Here is a 15,864-nt window from a genome sequence, read left to right on the forward strand (position 1 = left end):
AAAAAAAAAACAAATATGCAAGTAAAATAATGTTTATTTTCTTGATATTCAATAGCTTTTATGAGCGTCAAATGCGAAGTGATAATTGAACGTTAAGCTGCTATTGTTTCGTCATAATATGAGTACGGCATACCTACCTGAGTAGTTACTAAACAACCTCTAAAACATCCCCTCTCTCCTCCCATCCGGCTCAATCAGCCTCACTCTCCCCCCCGCTTTTTTATCAAAAAATTGTTATACACTGCAAAAAAATCATTATTTTTGCAGTGTATTTATTGTATATATCCCGACTACACAAGTAACTTACATGTCCGTGGGCATGTTTTTAACGACTTTTGCTGACACCTCCCTCCCCGTAGGCACGTGAATATACACCTTCCCAACCTGTTGATACCAATCATTTTATAGACATATGTACAAATTACTCTCAAGACTTTCGTTGACTACAGCCGTGGCCGTCTCATGTCTGCCGCTGACAGGATGCTTTGATGACAGCTACGACCTCGAAGACATCGACACAACAGCCGAGATCAAAGTAAACAATCTCGTAATCCCCGTCAACCTTGACGAAATCACACTCTCCAACATCTTCGACCTCGACGAAGAAAGCGTTGTCAAGGACATCGACGGCATCTACGCCGTAAGCGTCGACTGCGACTTCAGCTCCGACGCCATCACCATCAACGCCGTAACCCTCTCGCGTCCCACCATCCCCCCGACCACAGCCAACATAGTGCTGCTCGGCGACGGCACAGGCAGCGTGACACCCGTCCCGGGCATTGAAGCCACATTCACCTACGGCATCACAGGATTCAGCACTACATTCAACTACACCACATCCTCAGTCGACAAAAGCATCCGCCACCTCTCCCGCATAGGAGTCGACTGGACCATCGACGTCCGTCTCACGGTCGCCAACCCCGCCAACGCCTTCAAGTCGGTAGCCTTCCGCGGAGTATCGCTCAAACTCCCCGCCGGCCTCCACACACCCGACTATGCCAACAACGGCGGCGTCATCACCCTCGATGACATCACCCTCAGCCCCGGAGCCATGACCCACAGCGTAGCCATACGCGTCGACGAGATTGACTTCTCGCGCCTCACTCCCGCCGAATACACCTTCACACCCTCGGCCGACGGACTCGCACCCGGAACACTCTCACTCAACGGCACCATCGGCATCCAGGGCGGCAACGTAGTAGCCGTAACCAACAGCTCGGCCACCACAGTCCCCGCCAAGACCACACTCACCCTCGCCCCCACCGGCAACGACATCCAGGTCAAATCCATCGACGGCACCATACGCTACGCCATCACCGACTTCAACGTCGACCCCGTGCAGCTCAACGACCTTCCCGACCTCTTGCAGCAGGACGGCACCGACATAACCATCTCCAACCCACGTCTCTACCTCTCCATCAACAACCCCATGGCCGGCTATGGCCTTGACGCAAGCAGCGGACTCACACTCACCGCTTGCCGCAACGACGGCTCGCGACAGCCCTACTCGCTCGACCCCGGCCAGAGCATCGTCATCGGACATGACAACGGCATAGCCGGCCCCTACCGCTTCTGCCTCGCCCCCGACCCCTCGGCCGCAGGAGGTCTCGCCGAGTATGCCGGAGCCACACCGGTGCTCTATCACGGACTCGGCAACGTGCTCAGCGGAGCCGGACTCCCCTCATCCATCGAGGTAGACTTTGACGACCCATGCGCAGGCCCCGGCGAAGTCAGAAACTTTACCGTGCCCAACACCCTCGACAAAATCCAAGGCTCATATCACTTCTACGCCCCCCTCAACCTCGGCGTAGGCTCCACCATCGTCTATGACGAGACCACTGACGGATGGAGCGACGACACAATCGACAAAATCACCATCGAGACCCTCAAGATCAACGCTTCGATCACCAACTCGCTCCCCTTCGACATCGTAATCTCAGGCTATCCCGTTGACGCACAGGGCAACCAGTGCAAAGACATCCACACCGGCTCACCCGTAAGCCTCGGCAGTGTCACCGTCAAAGCCGGAGAGACCTCACCCCTGAGCCTCGCCACCACAGGCACCATCCGGGCCATCGACGGAGTGCGCTACTACGCCACAGCCAAAGTCACACGCCCCGACGTGACACTCCGTCCCGACGCCACAATATCGCTCACAGGCATCAAAGCCACAATCTCAGGCTTCTACATCGACGAACTCTAACCGTTTCCATACCCTAATATTTCAGTAACTACAACGATGATACACAACATAAAATCTATCGCCGCACGTGGTATGGCAGCGGTTATCGCCATGCTCCCCATATGCGCCTCGGCCCAGAACCTCCAGTCGGGCTACTTTGACGACAACTATCTCTACCGCTTCCAGTCCAACCCCGCTTTCGGCAACGAAGGACACGGATTCGTGGCCATGCCCGGACTCGGCAACCTCAACCTCGCCACCAACGGCACCATCGGCGTCAGCCACATCCTCTACAACGTCAACGGCAAGACCACCACACTCCTCAACCCCGGCGTGAGCGCGAACGAAGTCCTCGACGGACTCAAAGACAAAAACCGCCTCGGCATCAACCTCCGCGAGACAGTCCTCGCCTTCGGATTCAGCGGCATGGGTGGCTATAACACCTTCAGCGTCAACGCACGCGCCGACATCGGGCTCTCTCTGCCCAAAGACATATTCCGCCTGGCCAAAGAAGGTCTCCAAAACACTACCTACGACCTCTCCCACCTCAACGCCCGCGGAGCCGCATGGGCCGAAATAGCACTCGGACACTCCCACCGCATCAACGACCGCCTCTCAGTCGGAGCCACTCTCAAACTTCTCGCAGGCGTAGGCTCCATGCAGACCGACATCCGCACAGCCGACCTCCGGTTGCGCGAAGACACCTGGATAGCCAGCGTCGACGCCGAGCTTCAGACAAGCCTCAAAAACATCAGCTACGAGACAAAATACAACGAAGACACACGCCGCGACTATGTCAACGGAGTCAACATCGACGACTTCTCACCCATCAGCGGCTACGGCGTGGCCATCGACCTCGGAGCCGTCTACCGACTCAACGACGACTGGGAATTTTCGGCATCACTCCTCGACCTCGGCTGCATCTCATGGGACAACAACCACGTAGCCTCCACCAACGGACTGCAGCAGGTAGTGACCGACGACTACTCGTTCAACGTCGACAACAACGACACATGGGACAAGTTTAAAGACAACCTCACCATGCTCTACCAGCTCGAAGACCTCGGTGACACAGGCAGCCGCCTCTCAGGCATCGGAGCCACGATGAACCTCGCCGCACAGTACACACTCCCCGTCTACCGTCGCGCCAAATTCGGATTCCTGAGCACCACACGCTTCAACGGCCCCTTCACCTGGACCGACTTCCGCCTCTCGGCCAACATCGAGCCAGTCAGCTTCATCTCCGCAGGCGTCAACGTAGGCATGGGCACATTCGGGCCCTCGTTCGGATGCATCGTCAACCTCAAAGCCCCGGGCTTCAATCTCTTCGTAGCCTCCGACCACATCCCCGGCAAACTCGCCAAGCAAGGCGTCCCCCTCAACTCCAACCTCAACCTCAATCTCGGCCTCAACTTCCCCTTCTGATCCACAGAGGAGATACAAAAGGACAAAAGCCTCATAAGAAACAAAAGTTTTTAATCTAAGATAGCCGGCAGCTACTGCCTCACGGCCTTGAAAAAATTAAGACTTTTGTCTCTTATGAGACTTTTGTCCTTTTGTATCCCCCCTACCACCCCGTCCGCGGCCGGCATCTGCGAGCCACCTCCTCGATAAACCCCTCCACAGCCCTCATCAGCCCATCATCACGCAACCCCCTCTCATAAAACCAGTCATAAGCAATCACCTCCACCGACATACACCTGCAATCCACCCTCCTCGACTCATCCAGATAAGGCAGCCCGCACATCACCTTCCCCACGACATCCTCATACAGCTCCTCAGGCACAACCACCTCAGCCTCGGCCGCAGCATCAGCAGTCTCCTCAGCCCCGGCCGCAGCATCAGCAGCCACCTCAGCCTCTCCCATTAGCCCCATTGGCCCCATTTGGCCCATAACAGCCTCACTGGCCTCACGGACCTCACGGGCCTCACGGGCCCGCCTGCGCTCCCAGCTCAGCCGAGCCGCAGCCGAACGCGCAGCACACCTGTCGACACGAACCTTAAACATCTCCCACACCTCGGCATCCACATCATCACCGGGCACATAAGAAGCATCAGCGATATAACAATACACCGCCACCACCGTAGCCATAAACACCCCCGCAGCCATCCGTCCCGAAGCACCTATAGCCACAAGATCAGAAAAAACACCCCCCAGCGCGACCTTACCGATACGCCCGAGCCCCCTCACATCAGCCGCCGAAGCAACCATCTTGACAAAATCCTTATTCATACAAATCAATACGTAAAAAAAATCAGAAAAACACACTCAGCGCATGACACCCGCACCGAATGACACCACAAAATTACCCCCTCGCAACTCAAAAAAAGGTGCGATAACGCCGCATACAGTCACCGTCCGGCAACATTTTCAGCCCGCGAATGAAAAAATATCGGACGATTTTTTGTAATTTTGCGAAATTATTGGCCGTGAGACAAATATTTTGACCTCAACCACGCCAGAGACTCATCTCCACAAGCAAAAAACTCAAAAAGCATAGTCCCAAATTATGCAGAACATCATACTTTTCGACCCCGTAAAAGCGCGGACCGACCTGCTCCCGCTTACCTACACACGCCCCGTGGCTCTCATACGTCACGGCATCACCACCATGCTCGAAAAATGGCAACGCGCCATCCCGGGCAACTACTCTTTTCAGACCCAGGACTACCTGAGCATCAAATACCCCCTCGTCTCAGCCGACGAAGACAACGACCTCTACATCGCTGCCAACATACACCCCGACCCGCAGCTCACCCAAGCCATCCTCGCCCTCGAGCCACGCGAGCAGCTAACCCTCGGCGGCGAAGTCATAGCCCGACGCGGCTACCGCGAAGAAGGCCCGAAGACAGAATACACCGGCACTCCACTTGCCATCAACAACATATGGGACATCTTCATGCTCAATGACCAAGCCATCCGACGCGACTTCGCCGACCTCACAGCCGGACGCACCTCACAGCCACTGAGCACCACATGCACCCTCATAGGCGACCCCGCCGACCTCTTCATCGAAGAAGGAGCCACAGTCGAAGCCGCCGCCATCAACGTCAAGCACGGCCCCGTCTACATAGGCCGCGACGCCGAAATAATGGAAGGAGCCTGTCTGCGCGGCCCCATAGCACTCTGCGAACACGCAGTCGTCAACATGGGCGGCAAAATCTACGGAGCCACCACACTCGGCCCCTACTGCAAAGTAGGCGGAGAGCTCAACAACGTAGTCATGACCGGCTACTCCAACAAAGCCCACGACGGATTTCTCGGCAACGCCGTCATCGGCGAATGGTGCAACCTCGGAGCCGGATGCACAGCCTCCAACCTCAAAAACACCTACGGCACCATCAAGCTCTGGAGCATGGGACAAGGACGCTTTGTCGACACAGGCCTCCAGTTCTGCGGACTCATCATGGGCGACCACTCCAAGGCCGGCATCAACACCATGTTCAACACCGCCACCACCGTAGGCGTAGGCGTAAACTTCTACGGCGCAGGCTTCCCCCGCACATTCATACCCTCCTTCACACAAGGCTCCACAGCCGGCATGAAACCCGTCTTCATGGACGCCTTCTTCGAGACTGCCGCCAAAGTCATGGCGCGCCGCCACATCGAGCTGACACAGATGGACAAAGACATACTCTACTCTCTCTACAGCCAGCAATAACGCCCCCACATCCAACCTCTTAACACAAGGAAAAAACAATGCCCCAAGTATCCGAACGCGGCGAGCTGATGCCCGCCTCCCCCATACGCCGCCTCGTGCCCCTGGCCAACCAGGCCAAACAACGCGGCACCAAAGTATACCACCTCAACATCGGCCAGCCCGACGTACCCACCCCCCGCGAAGGCCTCGACGCACTCAAGCACATCGACCGCAACGTGCTCGAATACAGCCCCTCCGACGGTCTGCTCTCACTGCGTCAGAAACTCAAAGGCTACTACAAGCGATTCAACATCGACGTCGACGTCGACGACATCATCGTCACCACAGGAGGATCCGAAGCCGTACTCTTCGCCTTCATGGCATGCCTCGACCCCGGTGACGAAATCATAGTCCCCGAGCCCGCCTATGCCAACTACATGGCCTTCGCAATCTCAGCCGGAGCCAAAATCGTCACCGTACCCTCCACCATTGACGAAGGCTTCGCCCTCCCCCCTGTCGAAAAATTTGAAGAGCTCATCACCCCCCGCACCAAAGGCATACTCATCTGCAACCCCAACAACCCCACAGGCTATCTCTACACAATGAAAGAGATGTTGCAGATACGCGACCTCGTAAAGAAATATGACCTCTTCCTCTTCTCCGACGAAGTCTACCGCGAGTTCTGCTACACAGGCGCGCCCTACATCTCAGCCTTCCACCTCCCCGGCATCGAGGAACAGGTAGTGCTTGTCGACTCCGTGTCAAAACGTTACAACGAATGCGGCATACGCATCGGCGCACTCATCACCAAGCACCCCGCCCTGAAGAAAAACGTCATGAAATTCTGCCAGGCACGCCTCAGCCCACCCCTGCTGGGCCAGATAGTAGCCGAAGCATCCATCGACACCTCAGCCGAATACATGCTCGCCACCTACAACGAATATGTCGAGCGCAGAAAATTCCTCATCGACCAGCTCAACAAAATACCCGGCTGCTACACCCCCATACCCATGGGCGCATTCTACACCGTAGTCAAGCTCCCCGTCGACGACGCCGACAAATTCTGCCAGTGGTGTCTGAGCGACTTCGACCTTGACGGCGAGACCATATTCATGGCACCCGCCTCAGGCTTCTACACCACCCCCGGCATGGGACGCGACGAAGTGCGCATGGCCTATGTCCTCAACAAAGAAGACCTTGCCAAAGCAATGAAAATCCTGGCAGCAGCCCTCAAAGCCTACCCCGGCTCAACCTATAACCGGCAAGACGCGTGAAACGGACAGACTTTGAAATAATGGCCCCCGTAGGGTCATACGAATCGCTCCACGCCGCCATCGAAGCCGGAGCCGACGCCGTATACTTCGGAGTCGAAGGCCTCAACATGAGAGCCCGCTCATCAGTCAACTTCACCCTCGACGACCTGCGACGCATCGCATCCATATGCGACGCCGCAGGCGTCAAGACCTATCTCACCGTCAACACCATCATCTATGACAACGAGATAGACAAATGCCGCGAAGTAATCGACGCCGTCCGCCAGAGCGGCATCACAGCCATCATAGCCAGCGACATAGCTGCCATCGACTACGCCCGCAGCATAGGAGTCGAAGTCCACATCTCCACCCAGGTCAACGTCAGCAACACCGAAGCAGTCAGATTCTACTCCCGGTGGGCCGACGTTATGGTGCTCGCGCGCGAACTCTCGCTCGACCAGGTCGCAGCCATCCACCAGGCCATCACCGAGCAAGACATCCGAGGCCCCAAAGGCGAGCCCATACGCCTCGAAATGTTCTGCCACGGCGCGCTGTGCATGGCCGTCTCGGGCAAATGCTACCTCAGCCTCCACGAGATGAACTCCAGTGCCAACCGCGGAGCATGCACCCAGATATGCCGCCGAGGCTATCGCGTCACCGACATCGAGACAGGCGACGAGCTACAGGTCGACAACAAATACATCATGTCGCCCAAAGACCTCAAGACCATCCACTTCCTCAACAAAATGATTGACGCCGGCGTCAGAGTATTCAAGATCGAAGGACGCGCCCGAGGCCCCGAATACGTAGCCCTCACCGTACGCGCCTACTCCGAAGCCATTCAGGCCATCTGCGACGGCACCTACTCCGACGAAATGATAAGCCGCTGGGACACATCGCTCTCACGCGTCTTCAACCGAGGATTCTGGGACGGCTACTACATGGGACAGCGGCTCGGCGAATGGTCTTCAAAATACGGCTCCTCAGCCACAAAAGTCAAACGCTACATAGCCAAAGGCGTACGCTACTTCCCACGTCTCGGCGTAGGCGAGTTTCTCATGGAAGCCGGCGAACTCCACCCCGACGACGAAATCGTCATCACAGGCACCGACACCGGAGCCATCATCATGAAAGCCGGCGAACTGCGTCTCGACTACGACCCCGTGCCCGTCGTCACCAAAGGCCAGAGCTTCTCACTGCGCGTCCCCCGCAAAATCCGCCCCTCCGACCGCATGTATCTCTGGCAGGACACCACCCCCGCCGACCCCAAGCCCTGACACAGCTCCACCAACCGCGACTCACATCCTGCCGCAAAGCAGAATAAATATCCCCTCTGATACATAATTTTTGAGCCGGTTGTCACGTTATCATACCGATGGCCGCAACTATACAGTCAAACAACCGAAGAATCGCCAGAAACACACTGTTTCTCTACATGCGCATGGGCATCACGATGATAGTACAACTCTATACATCGCGCATAGTCCTTGATGCTCTGGGCATTGACAATTACGGCATCTACAATGTTGTAGGCTCAGTCATAGTAATGTTCACATTTGTGAGCGGACCGCTCACCGCCGCCACACAACGGTTCTTCAGCTACGAGCTCGGACGCAAGGACGGGGGCGAGATAAGCAAGATTTTCAACACCTCGCTCATCGTGTATCTTGCTCTCGCGCTGCTGCTGGTGATAGTGATCGAGATTGTCGGCGGATGGTATGTCGACAACAGGCTCAACATCCCGCCCGAAAGCCGCGAGGCGGCACAATGGGTGTTTCACCTGTCGGTCATCTCTCTCGTGGTCATGCTGCTGCGCACCCCCTTCGAGTCACTGATACTCTCTCACGAGAAGATGGACTTCTATGCCTACGTGAGCGTGGCCGATGTCATACTCAAGTTTGGCAACGCCCTGTCGCTAATATATTTTTCGGTCGACAAACTCCGGCTTTACGCCTTCAACCAGCTCGCCGTGAGCATCATCATCACATGTTGCATCATAGCGTTCTGTCATCTGAAATTCAGCGCAATCCGTCTTCGTCTGCCGCGCGACATCAAAGCCTTCCGCTCGCTGCTCTCATTCTCCGGATGGACACTCCTCAGCTCAGTGACCACCATGGGAGCCACCAACGGAGTCAACATACTGCTTAACGCTTTCTGCAGCGTCGCAGTCAACTCAGCCATGGGCATAGCCACCCAGGTGAGCGTAGCCATCAACCAGTTTGTCACCAACTTTCAGGTAGCATTCAATCCTCAGATAGTGAAATACTACTCCTCGGGAGAGCTCGGTCTGATGCAGACCTTGGCCTACCGCGCGTCACGAGTCTCCTATCTGCTGTTGCTACTGATTGTATGCCCTCTGTTCTGCAACCTCGATTTCCTGCTGGCAGTATGGCTCAAGGAAGTGCCACCCTACACCTCACCGCTGTGCATCGGACTCATCGTCTGGATGCTGCTCGAGTCGCTCATGGCCCCGCTGTGGACATCCATAACAGCCACAGGTAAAATCAAGACCTATCACATCACCATGAGCCTGATAATCTCGATGGTGTTCATCCTGTCATGGCTGTGCCTGTATGCCGGAATGTCGCCTGTATCAGTCGTGACCGTAAAATGCGGCATAGACGTAGTGCTGATAATAGCCCGGCTGCTTTTCGCTCGCCGGCTGCTTGGATACTCGGTCAGAATGTTTGCCACAGGCGTCATCCTGCCGGTCTCACTCATCACACTTGTCATGGCCATAACCATGTATGCGGTCTCAGTTTTCGGCATGGAGGGATGGATCAGGCTGATCACTTCCTACACCATCGCCATGCTTGTATTCGTCCCGACAACATATTTCATAGCCCTGACCGCCACCGAACGCTCGGCCTTGTCATCAATTATAAAAGGAAAGCTACAACTCATATAACCCGAGGGGGAGTCTCACCGATAGATAATACCGCCATGAAGAATATTGCCGTAATATTTGCCGGAGGCATCGGCAAACGAATGAACGCACAGTCGCGCCCCAAACAGTTTCTCGAACTCAACGGGAAACCTGTCATCATCTACACGCTCGAGATTTTTGACAATCATCCGCTTATCGACGGCATTATAGTGTCGTGCGTTGACGGATGGATACCCTTTCTCGAACGGACCATACGCCACTTCGGCATCACGAAAGTCAAAGGCATCGTGACAGGCGGCAACACTGGCCAGGCATCAATATACAACGGACTGTGCGAAGCCGAACGCCTCGCCGGAGGCGATATCTCCGACACCCTCGTGCTTATCCATGACGGGGTGCGCCCGCTCATCAACGAGCAGACCATCACCGACAATATCGAAAAAGGCCACCGCCACGGCAACTGCATCACCTGTGTCCCGGCCACCGAGACATTTGTCATATCCAACCCCGACGGCACCCACGCCATCCCGTCCAGAGCCGACTCAATGATAGCCCGCGCACCGCAGACTTTCATGCTGCCCGACATTCTCGACGCCCATCGCCGGGCCATCGCACAGGGACACAACGACTTTATCGACAGTTGCACCATGATGAGCCACTACGGCCATAGCCTCACTCTGACCGAAGGGCCAAGCGAAAACATCAAGATTACCACACCGTCTGACTTCTTCATGTTTCGTGCCATCACCGAAGCGCATGAAAATCAGCAGATATTCGGATTCTGACACCAGCCATCTGACACGCTATGCTCACATACACCAACCCCATAGTCCAACGCGACCTGCAAGAGATATGCTCGCGCATCGACACGGCAGCCTTTGATGGCAAGACCATACTCGTGACGGGGGCCAACTCGATGCTCGGCACATACATGGCCTACCTGTTTCTCTACATGGCCGACAAGCTCGGCCTCGATGTCAGGACAGTGGTGCTAACCCGCTCGGCCGACAAGACGCGCGCGCTCTATGCCGACTTCATCGGCCGGGAATACTTCGGCATAATCGACAGCGACATCACACACACCATAGCATATGACGGCCCGCTCGACTACATATATCACTTTGCCGGCAACGCATCGCCACGTTTCATCAACACTGACCCCGTCGGCATACTGCAGAGCAATCTCACCGGCACATTCAATGTCATGGAACTTGCTCGAGAAAAGAAAGCTCGTGTGATATTCGCCTCCACGCGCGAGGTCTACGGAGCACTTGACCTCCCGCAACTGTCGGAACACACCTTCGGAAGTCTCGACCCTATGGACAACCGTTCATGTTATCCCGAGAGCAAACGTGCAGCCGAGAGCATACTGCGAGCCTATCACCTGCAACATGGAGTGGAAAGCATCAGCGCGCGCATAGCCCACTGCTACGGTCCGGGCATGAAAACCGACAACGACGGACGTGTGATGGCCGACTTTATCGGTGACGCCATCAGCGGCCGCGACATCACCCTCAACAGTAGCGGCGATGCCGTCAGAGCCTTCTGCTACATATCTGACGCCACGACCGCTCTGGCTCTGTTGGCCATCAAAGGAGAAAGCGGCACAGCCTACAACCTGTCCAACGAAAGCGAGCCGCTCCCAATCAGAGAGATAGCCCGTATCATCTGCGAGTGCTGCGACCGACACCGCATAGAAGTACGGTTCAGCGGCCGGCAATCACAGGCCGGCTACTGCACATACCGGCGCGTGGCTCTTGACAACAGCAGGCTCACAGCCCTCGGTTTCATCCCCATGGTTTCACTTCGGGAAGGCATAACACGCACCCTGAAAAGTTTTGAATATGACAGACAATAGACGCCCGGTGACAATCGACGAGATACGCACCCTCCAGCTCGATATTCTCGACGCAGTCCACGACTTCTGCCGGCAACACGGGCTGCGCTACTCTCTCGGAGGAGGCACACTGCTCGGAGCCGTACGCCACAAGGGCTACATACCTTGGGACGATGACATCGACATCATGCTCCCACGACCCGACTATGAGAGATTCATTCGGGAATTTAAATGCGAGGGGACACACATGGCCATGCAGAACGCGAGGCTCGACCCGGCATGCATACTGATGTTTACAAAAATCTACGACACACGCACCGTACTCGAAGAGGCCGACCGCCTGCGCAACGGAGTGGCAATCGATATATTTCCCATTGACGGTCTGCCGGCACCCGACGCCCTGGGAAGCTACATCTCAACAATAGAGACATTACACCACAACCTGCTCAACAACACACGCACATATCGTTTAAGCGGGTGGAAGCTGCTGAAATATTACCTGAAGAAGCTCAAATATCCATCACGCGACAAGACACTCGACGCGCTGGAGCAACTCACCGCCTCCCATGACTTCGACACCTCCGACTATGCCGGAGCCATCTGCGGCAGCTATGGAGAGAAGGAACACATGCAGCAACCGGTGTTCACATCATATGTGACACTACCGTTTGAAGGGCGGCAATATATGGCCATAGCTGACTGGGACGCCTATCTTACAAAACATTATGGCGACTATATGAAACTCCCGCCGAAAGAACAACAGGTGTCGGAACACCCCTACAAAGTATGGTGGAAAGAGCAGGCATGAAACGTATATTGTTTATAATGGAGTCAATGTGCGGAGGGGGTGCCGAAAAGGTACTCACGACCCTCCTGAGCAATCTCGACTCTAAAAGATATGCCGTCTCGCTGCTGCTCCTCAACGCCACCGGTCCCAATATCAGCGATTTGCCCGATAATGTGGAGCTAATCGCTCTCAACGGTGAAAATTCGTTTTTCATAAAGCACAACCTGCTCTATAAGCGTCATTTCCGCAGAGCCTTATGGAAATTTCAGACATTGCGTGCCGTAGGACGGCAAAGATATGACACGATAATATCATTTCTCGAAGGTCCTTCGACGCTGATTCACTCGTTTCTGATGGGACGTGCCGGCAAAAACATCTCGTGGGTGCATACAAATTTCCGCACCAACCCCTGGACTGCAACCTTTTATAATCCGGGAGAGGAGCGTGACATATATAGTCGCATGGACAGCATAGTATTTGTGTCAGCCGGAGCGAAAGAGGCCTTCAAAGACCTACTCGGCCTGAACGGACGTTTCCATGTGATACCAAACATCATCGACAGGAATGCCATCATCGCCAAAGCCGGCGAGGAATGCATCGACAGCACCGGCTTCACCATATGCAACATAGGACGGCTCGCCGAGCCCAAGCGTCACGACCGTCTGATAAAAGTAGCAGCGGAGCTAAAACGGCGACGGCTGGATTTTACCGTATGGATACTCGGCACAGGCCGGCTTGAGTCCAGACTCCGACAGCTCGCAAAGAGCCTTGAGGTCGATGACAGAATCAGATTTCTCGGATTTAAAAAAAATCCTTATCCCTATCTCAAGGCTGCCGATATTTTCTTGCTGACATCCGACACGGAGGGTTACCCTACAGTGGTGTGCGAAGCACTTTGTCTTGACAAACCCGTAGTTTCGACAGCCATCACAGGCTCGGACGAACTGCTTGCCGGAGGGACAGGGATACTCACATCATTTGACGTCAGCGAGATTGCCGACAGAGTGGAGACGCTCATCCAAGACCCCGGTCTGCTCGACCACTATGCCGGGATGTCTCACAAGCAATCGCTGCGATTTGGCAGCGAGGCGATTATCAGTGAGATAGAGAAGCTTGTGTAACACATCGGCATGTGATTTTTGGATTGAGCGGGATTTTTTGTATCTTTGCAATATACAAGCATTTTAGCCCATGAGTGACGAGAATTTTACTGACGAGAACCTTTTTGATGCCGCCGGAGCGGTGAACGCCGGGCCGGGTGCCGACGATACCGAGGCCGAGGTGGAGGTGGTGGACTACAGCGAGGATGATATACGCACCCTCGACTGGAAGGAGCATATACGCCGCCGCCCGGGCATGTATATCGGCAAACTTGGAGACGGCTCCAACTTTGACGACGGTATATATGTGCTTATCAAGGAGGTGCTCGACAATGGCATCGACGAGTTCATGATGGGCTACGGACGCCAGATCACCCTCGACGTGGAGGGGGGCACGGTGACCGTGCGCGACTATGGCCGCGGCATCCCGCTGGGCAAGGTGGTGGATGTGTCGTCCAAGATGAATACAGGCGCGAAGTATGACTCGAAATCGTTTAAGAAGTCGGTCGGCCTCAACGGCGTGGGCATCAAGGCTGTCAACGCGCTCTCGACGGAGTTTTTCATCCGCAGCGTGCGCGACGGCCAGGCCAAGAGTGTGCTCTACAGCCGCGGCGAGATTATCGAGGAGAGCGGACTGGTGGACACCGACGAGCAGTCGGGCACGCTTGTGAGATTTACACCCGACGCCGACATTTTCCGCGACTACCAGTTTCAGGACAAGTATATAGTGCCGCTGGTCAAGAATTACACTTATCTCAACACGGGGCTGGCACTTATCTATAACGGCAAACGATACATCTCGCGCGGCGGTCTGCTCGACCTGTTGCGCGACAACATGAGTGTCGACCCTCTCTACGCGCCCATCCATCTCAAGGGCGATGACATCGAGGTGACGCTGACGCATGCCAACCAGCGCGGCGAGGAGTATTACTCGTTTGTCAACGGCCAGCACACCACTCAGGGAGGCACGCATCTGACGGCTTTCAAGGAGGCGGTGTCGCGCACCATCAAGGAGTATTTCAAGCGTGACTTCGATTATTCCGACATACGCAACGGCATGATTGCCGCGGTGTCGATCAAGGTGGAGGAGCCGGTGTTTGAGTCGCAGACCAAGACCAAGCTGGGCAGCCGCGATGTTGGTCCCGAGGGGCCGACAGTGGCCAAGTTTGTGGGCGATTTCATCAAGACCGAGCTCGACAATTATCTGCACCGCAACACCGATATAGCCGACATAATACTCAAGAAGGTGCAGGAGAGCGAGCGCGAGCGCAAGGCTATGGCCGGCGTGACCAAACTGGCGCGCGAGAAGGCCAAGAAGGTCAATCTGCACAACAAGAAACTGCTCGACTGTCGCGTGCATTTCAACGATCCCAAGGGTGACGAGGAGAAGAAGCGCGCGTCGTCGATATTTATAACGGAGGGTGACTCGGCCGCCGGGTCGATCACCAAGATACGCAACGTGGAGACCCAGGCAGTGTTCTCGCTGCGAGGCAAGCCTAAAAATTCCTACGGGGTGCCGGCCAAGATACTTTATGAGAACGATGAGTTCAATCTGCTTCAGGCGGCTCTCAACATCGAGGAGGGCATCGACGGTCTGCGCTATAACAATGTGATTATCGCGACCGATGCGGATGTCGACGGCATGCACATCAGGCTGCTGCTGCTGACGTTCTTCCTGCAGTTTTTCCCCGACATGATCAAGAAAGGCCACCTGTATGTGTTGCAGACACCTCTCTTCCGCGTGCGCAACGCCAAGACCGCCAAGCGTGCGGGACGCAAGGGGGGCAATGAGGAGACTTATTACTGCTACACCGACGAGGAGCGCGTGGCGGCTATCGCCAAGCTGGGCGATAATGCCGAGATTACGCGATTCAAGGGTCTGGGCGAGATTTCTCCCGATGAGTTCCGCGGATTTATCGGACCAGAGATGAGGGTCGACCGTGTGACGCTGCGCAAGGAGGATGCGGTCGACGAGCTGCTGGAGTTTTATATGGGTAAGAACACTATGGAACGACAGGAGTTTATCATCGACAACCTTGTGGTGGAGGATGATTCGGAACTCTTATAACTCTTATAGTTACTCTTATAGTTAAAGGAGTAACAAGTTAAAGTAGTTAATCTCAGGCATCGGGCCGCATTTATTCAATTTGACATTCAATCCGACAATCTTTTTTTAA

The 15,864-nt window shown here is 55.3% G+C and carries 12 protein-coding genes; 11 read left to right on the plus strand and 1 reads right to left on the minus strand.

The genetic code is table 11. The features are described from left to right. Positions 1-412: 412 nt before the first annotated feature. Both QGT73_RS01345 and QGT73_RS01350 read left to right on the plus strand, forming a co-directional pair. Positions 413-2,203, plus strand: coding sequence for a hypothetical protein (locus QGT73_RS01345; protein WP_280121098.1), 1,791 nt, complete (start codon positions 413-415; stop codon positions 2,201-2,203). Positions 2,204-2,239: 36 nt separating this feature from the next. Continuing rightward, positions 2,240-3,607, plus strand: coding sequence for a DUF5723 family protein (locus QGT73_RS01350; RefSeq protein ID WP_280121099.1), 1,368 nt, complete (start codon positions 2,240-2,242; stop codon positions 3,605-3,607). Between the two features lie 142 nt (positions 3,608-3,749). On the opposite strand, the gene QGT73_RS01355 is transcribed toward QGT73_RS01350, so the two are convergent. Further along, positions 3,750-4,415: a hypothetical protein gene (locus tag QGT73_RS01355; protein WP_280121100.1), complete on the minus strand. Its 666-nt coding sequence runs from the start codon at positions 4,413-4,415 to the stop codon at positions 3,750-3,752. Between the two features lie 277 nt (positions 4,416-4,692). On the opposite strand from QGT73_RS01355, the gene QGT73_RS01360 reads away from it, so the two are divergent. From QGT73_RS01360 to QGT73_RS01400, 9 genes are all read left to right on the plus strand, one after another. Continuing rightward, entirely contained in the window at positions 4,693-5,844 is a 1,152-nt protein-coding gene (locus QGT73_RS01360; protein WP_280121101.1) for a GlmU family protein, read from the plus strand. A gap of 38 nt (positions 5,845-5,882) precedes the next feature. Next, complete coding sequence (locus QGT73_RS01365; RefSeq protein WP_280121102.1) at positions 5,883-7,097, plus strand: pyridoxal phosphate-dependent aminotransferase; 1,215 nt, start codon at positions 5,883-5,885, stop codon at positions 7,095-7,097. After that, complete coding sequence (locus QGT73_RS01370; RefSeq protein ID WP_280121103.1) at positions 7,094-8,353, plus strand: peptidase U32 family protein; 1,260 nt, start codon at positions 7,094-7,096, stop codon at positions 8,351-8,353. The genes QGT73_RS01365 and QGT73_RS01370 overlap by 4 nt, the downstream gene beginning before the upstream one ends. Before the next feature lie 98 nt (positions 8,354-8,451). Continuing rightward, positions 8,452-9,984 (plus strand): lipopolysaccharide biosynthesis protein, encoded by a 1,533-nt coding sequence (locus tag QGT73_RS01375; RefSeq protein WP_280121104.1) that lies wholly within the window; start codon positions 8,452-8,454, stop codon positions 9,982-9,984. A 35-nt stretch (positions 9,985-10,019) separates the two neighbouring features. After that, positions 10,020-10,748, plus strand: coding sequence for an IspD/TarI family cytidylyltransferase (locus QGT73_RS01380; protein WP_280121105.1), 729 nt, complete (start codon positions 10,020-10,022; stop codon positions 10,746-10,748). Positions 10,749-10,768: 20 nt separating this feature from the next. Further along, positions 10,769-11,821 (plus strand): NAD-dependent epimerase/dehydratase family protein, encoded by a 1,053-nt coding sequence (locus QGT73_RS01385; RefSeq protein WP_280121106.1) that lies wholly within the window; start codon positions 10,769-10,771, stop codon positions 11,819-11,821. Further along, positions 11,808-12,608, plus strand: coding sequence for a LicD family protein (locus QGT73_RS01390; protein ID WP_280121107.1), 801 nt, complete (start codon positions 11,808-11,810; stop codon positions 12,606-12,608). Before QGT73_RS01385 ends, QGT73_RS01390 begins: the two co-directional genes overlap by 14 nt. Beyond that, entirely contained in the window at positions 12,605-13,708 is a 1,104-nt protein-coding gene (locus QGT73_RS01395) for a glycosyltransferase (protein WP_280121108.1), read from the plus strand. Before QGT73_RS01390 ends, QGT73_RS01395 begins: the two co-directional genes overlap by 4 nt. Before the next feature lie 70 nt (positions 13,709-13,778). Continuing rightward, positions 13,779-15,755 carry a toprim domain-containing protein gene (locus QGT73_RS01400; protein WP_280121109.1) on the plus strand — a complete coding sequence of 659 codons (1,977 nt, stop codon included), beginning with the start codon at positions 13,779-13,781 and terminating at the stop codon, positions 15,753-15,755. The last annotated feature ends 109 nt before the right edge of the window (positions 15,756-15,864 follow it).

It is taken from the genome of Duncaniella muricolitica (assembly GCF_910574735.1).
Lineage (GTDB): Bacteria > Bacteroidota > Bacteroidia > Bacteroidales > Muribaculaceae > Duncaniella > Duncaniella muricolitica.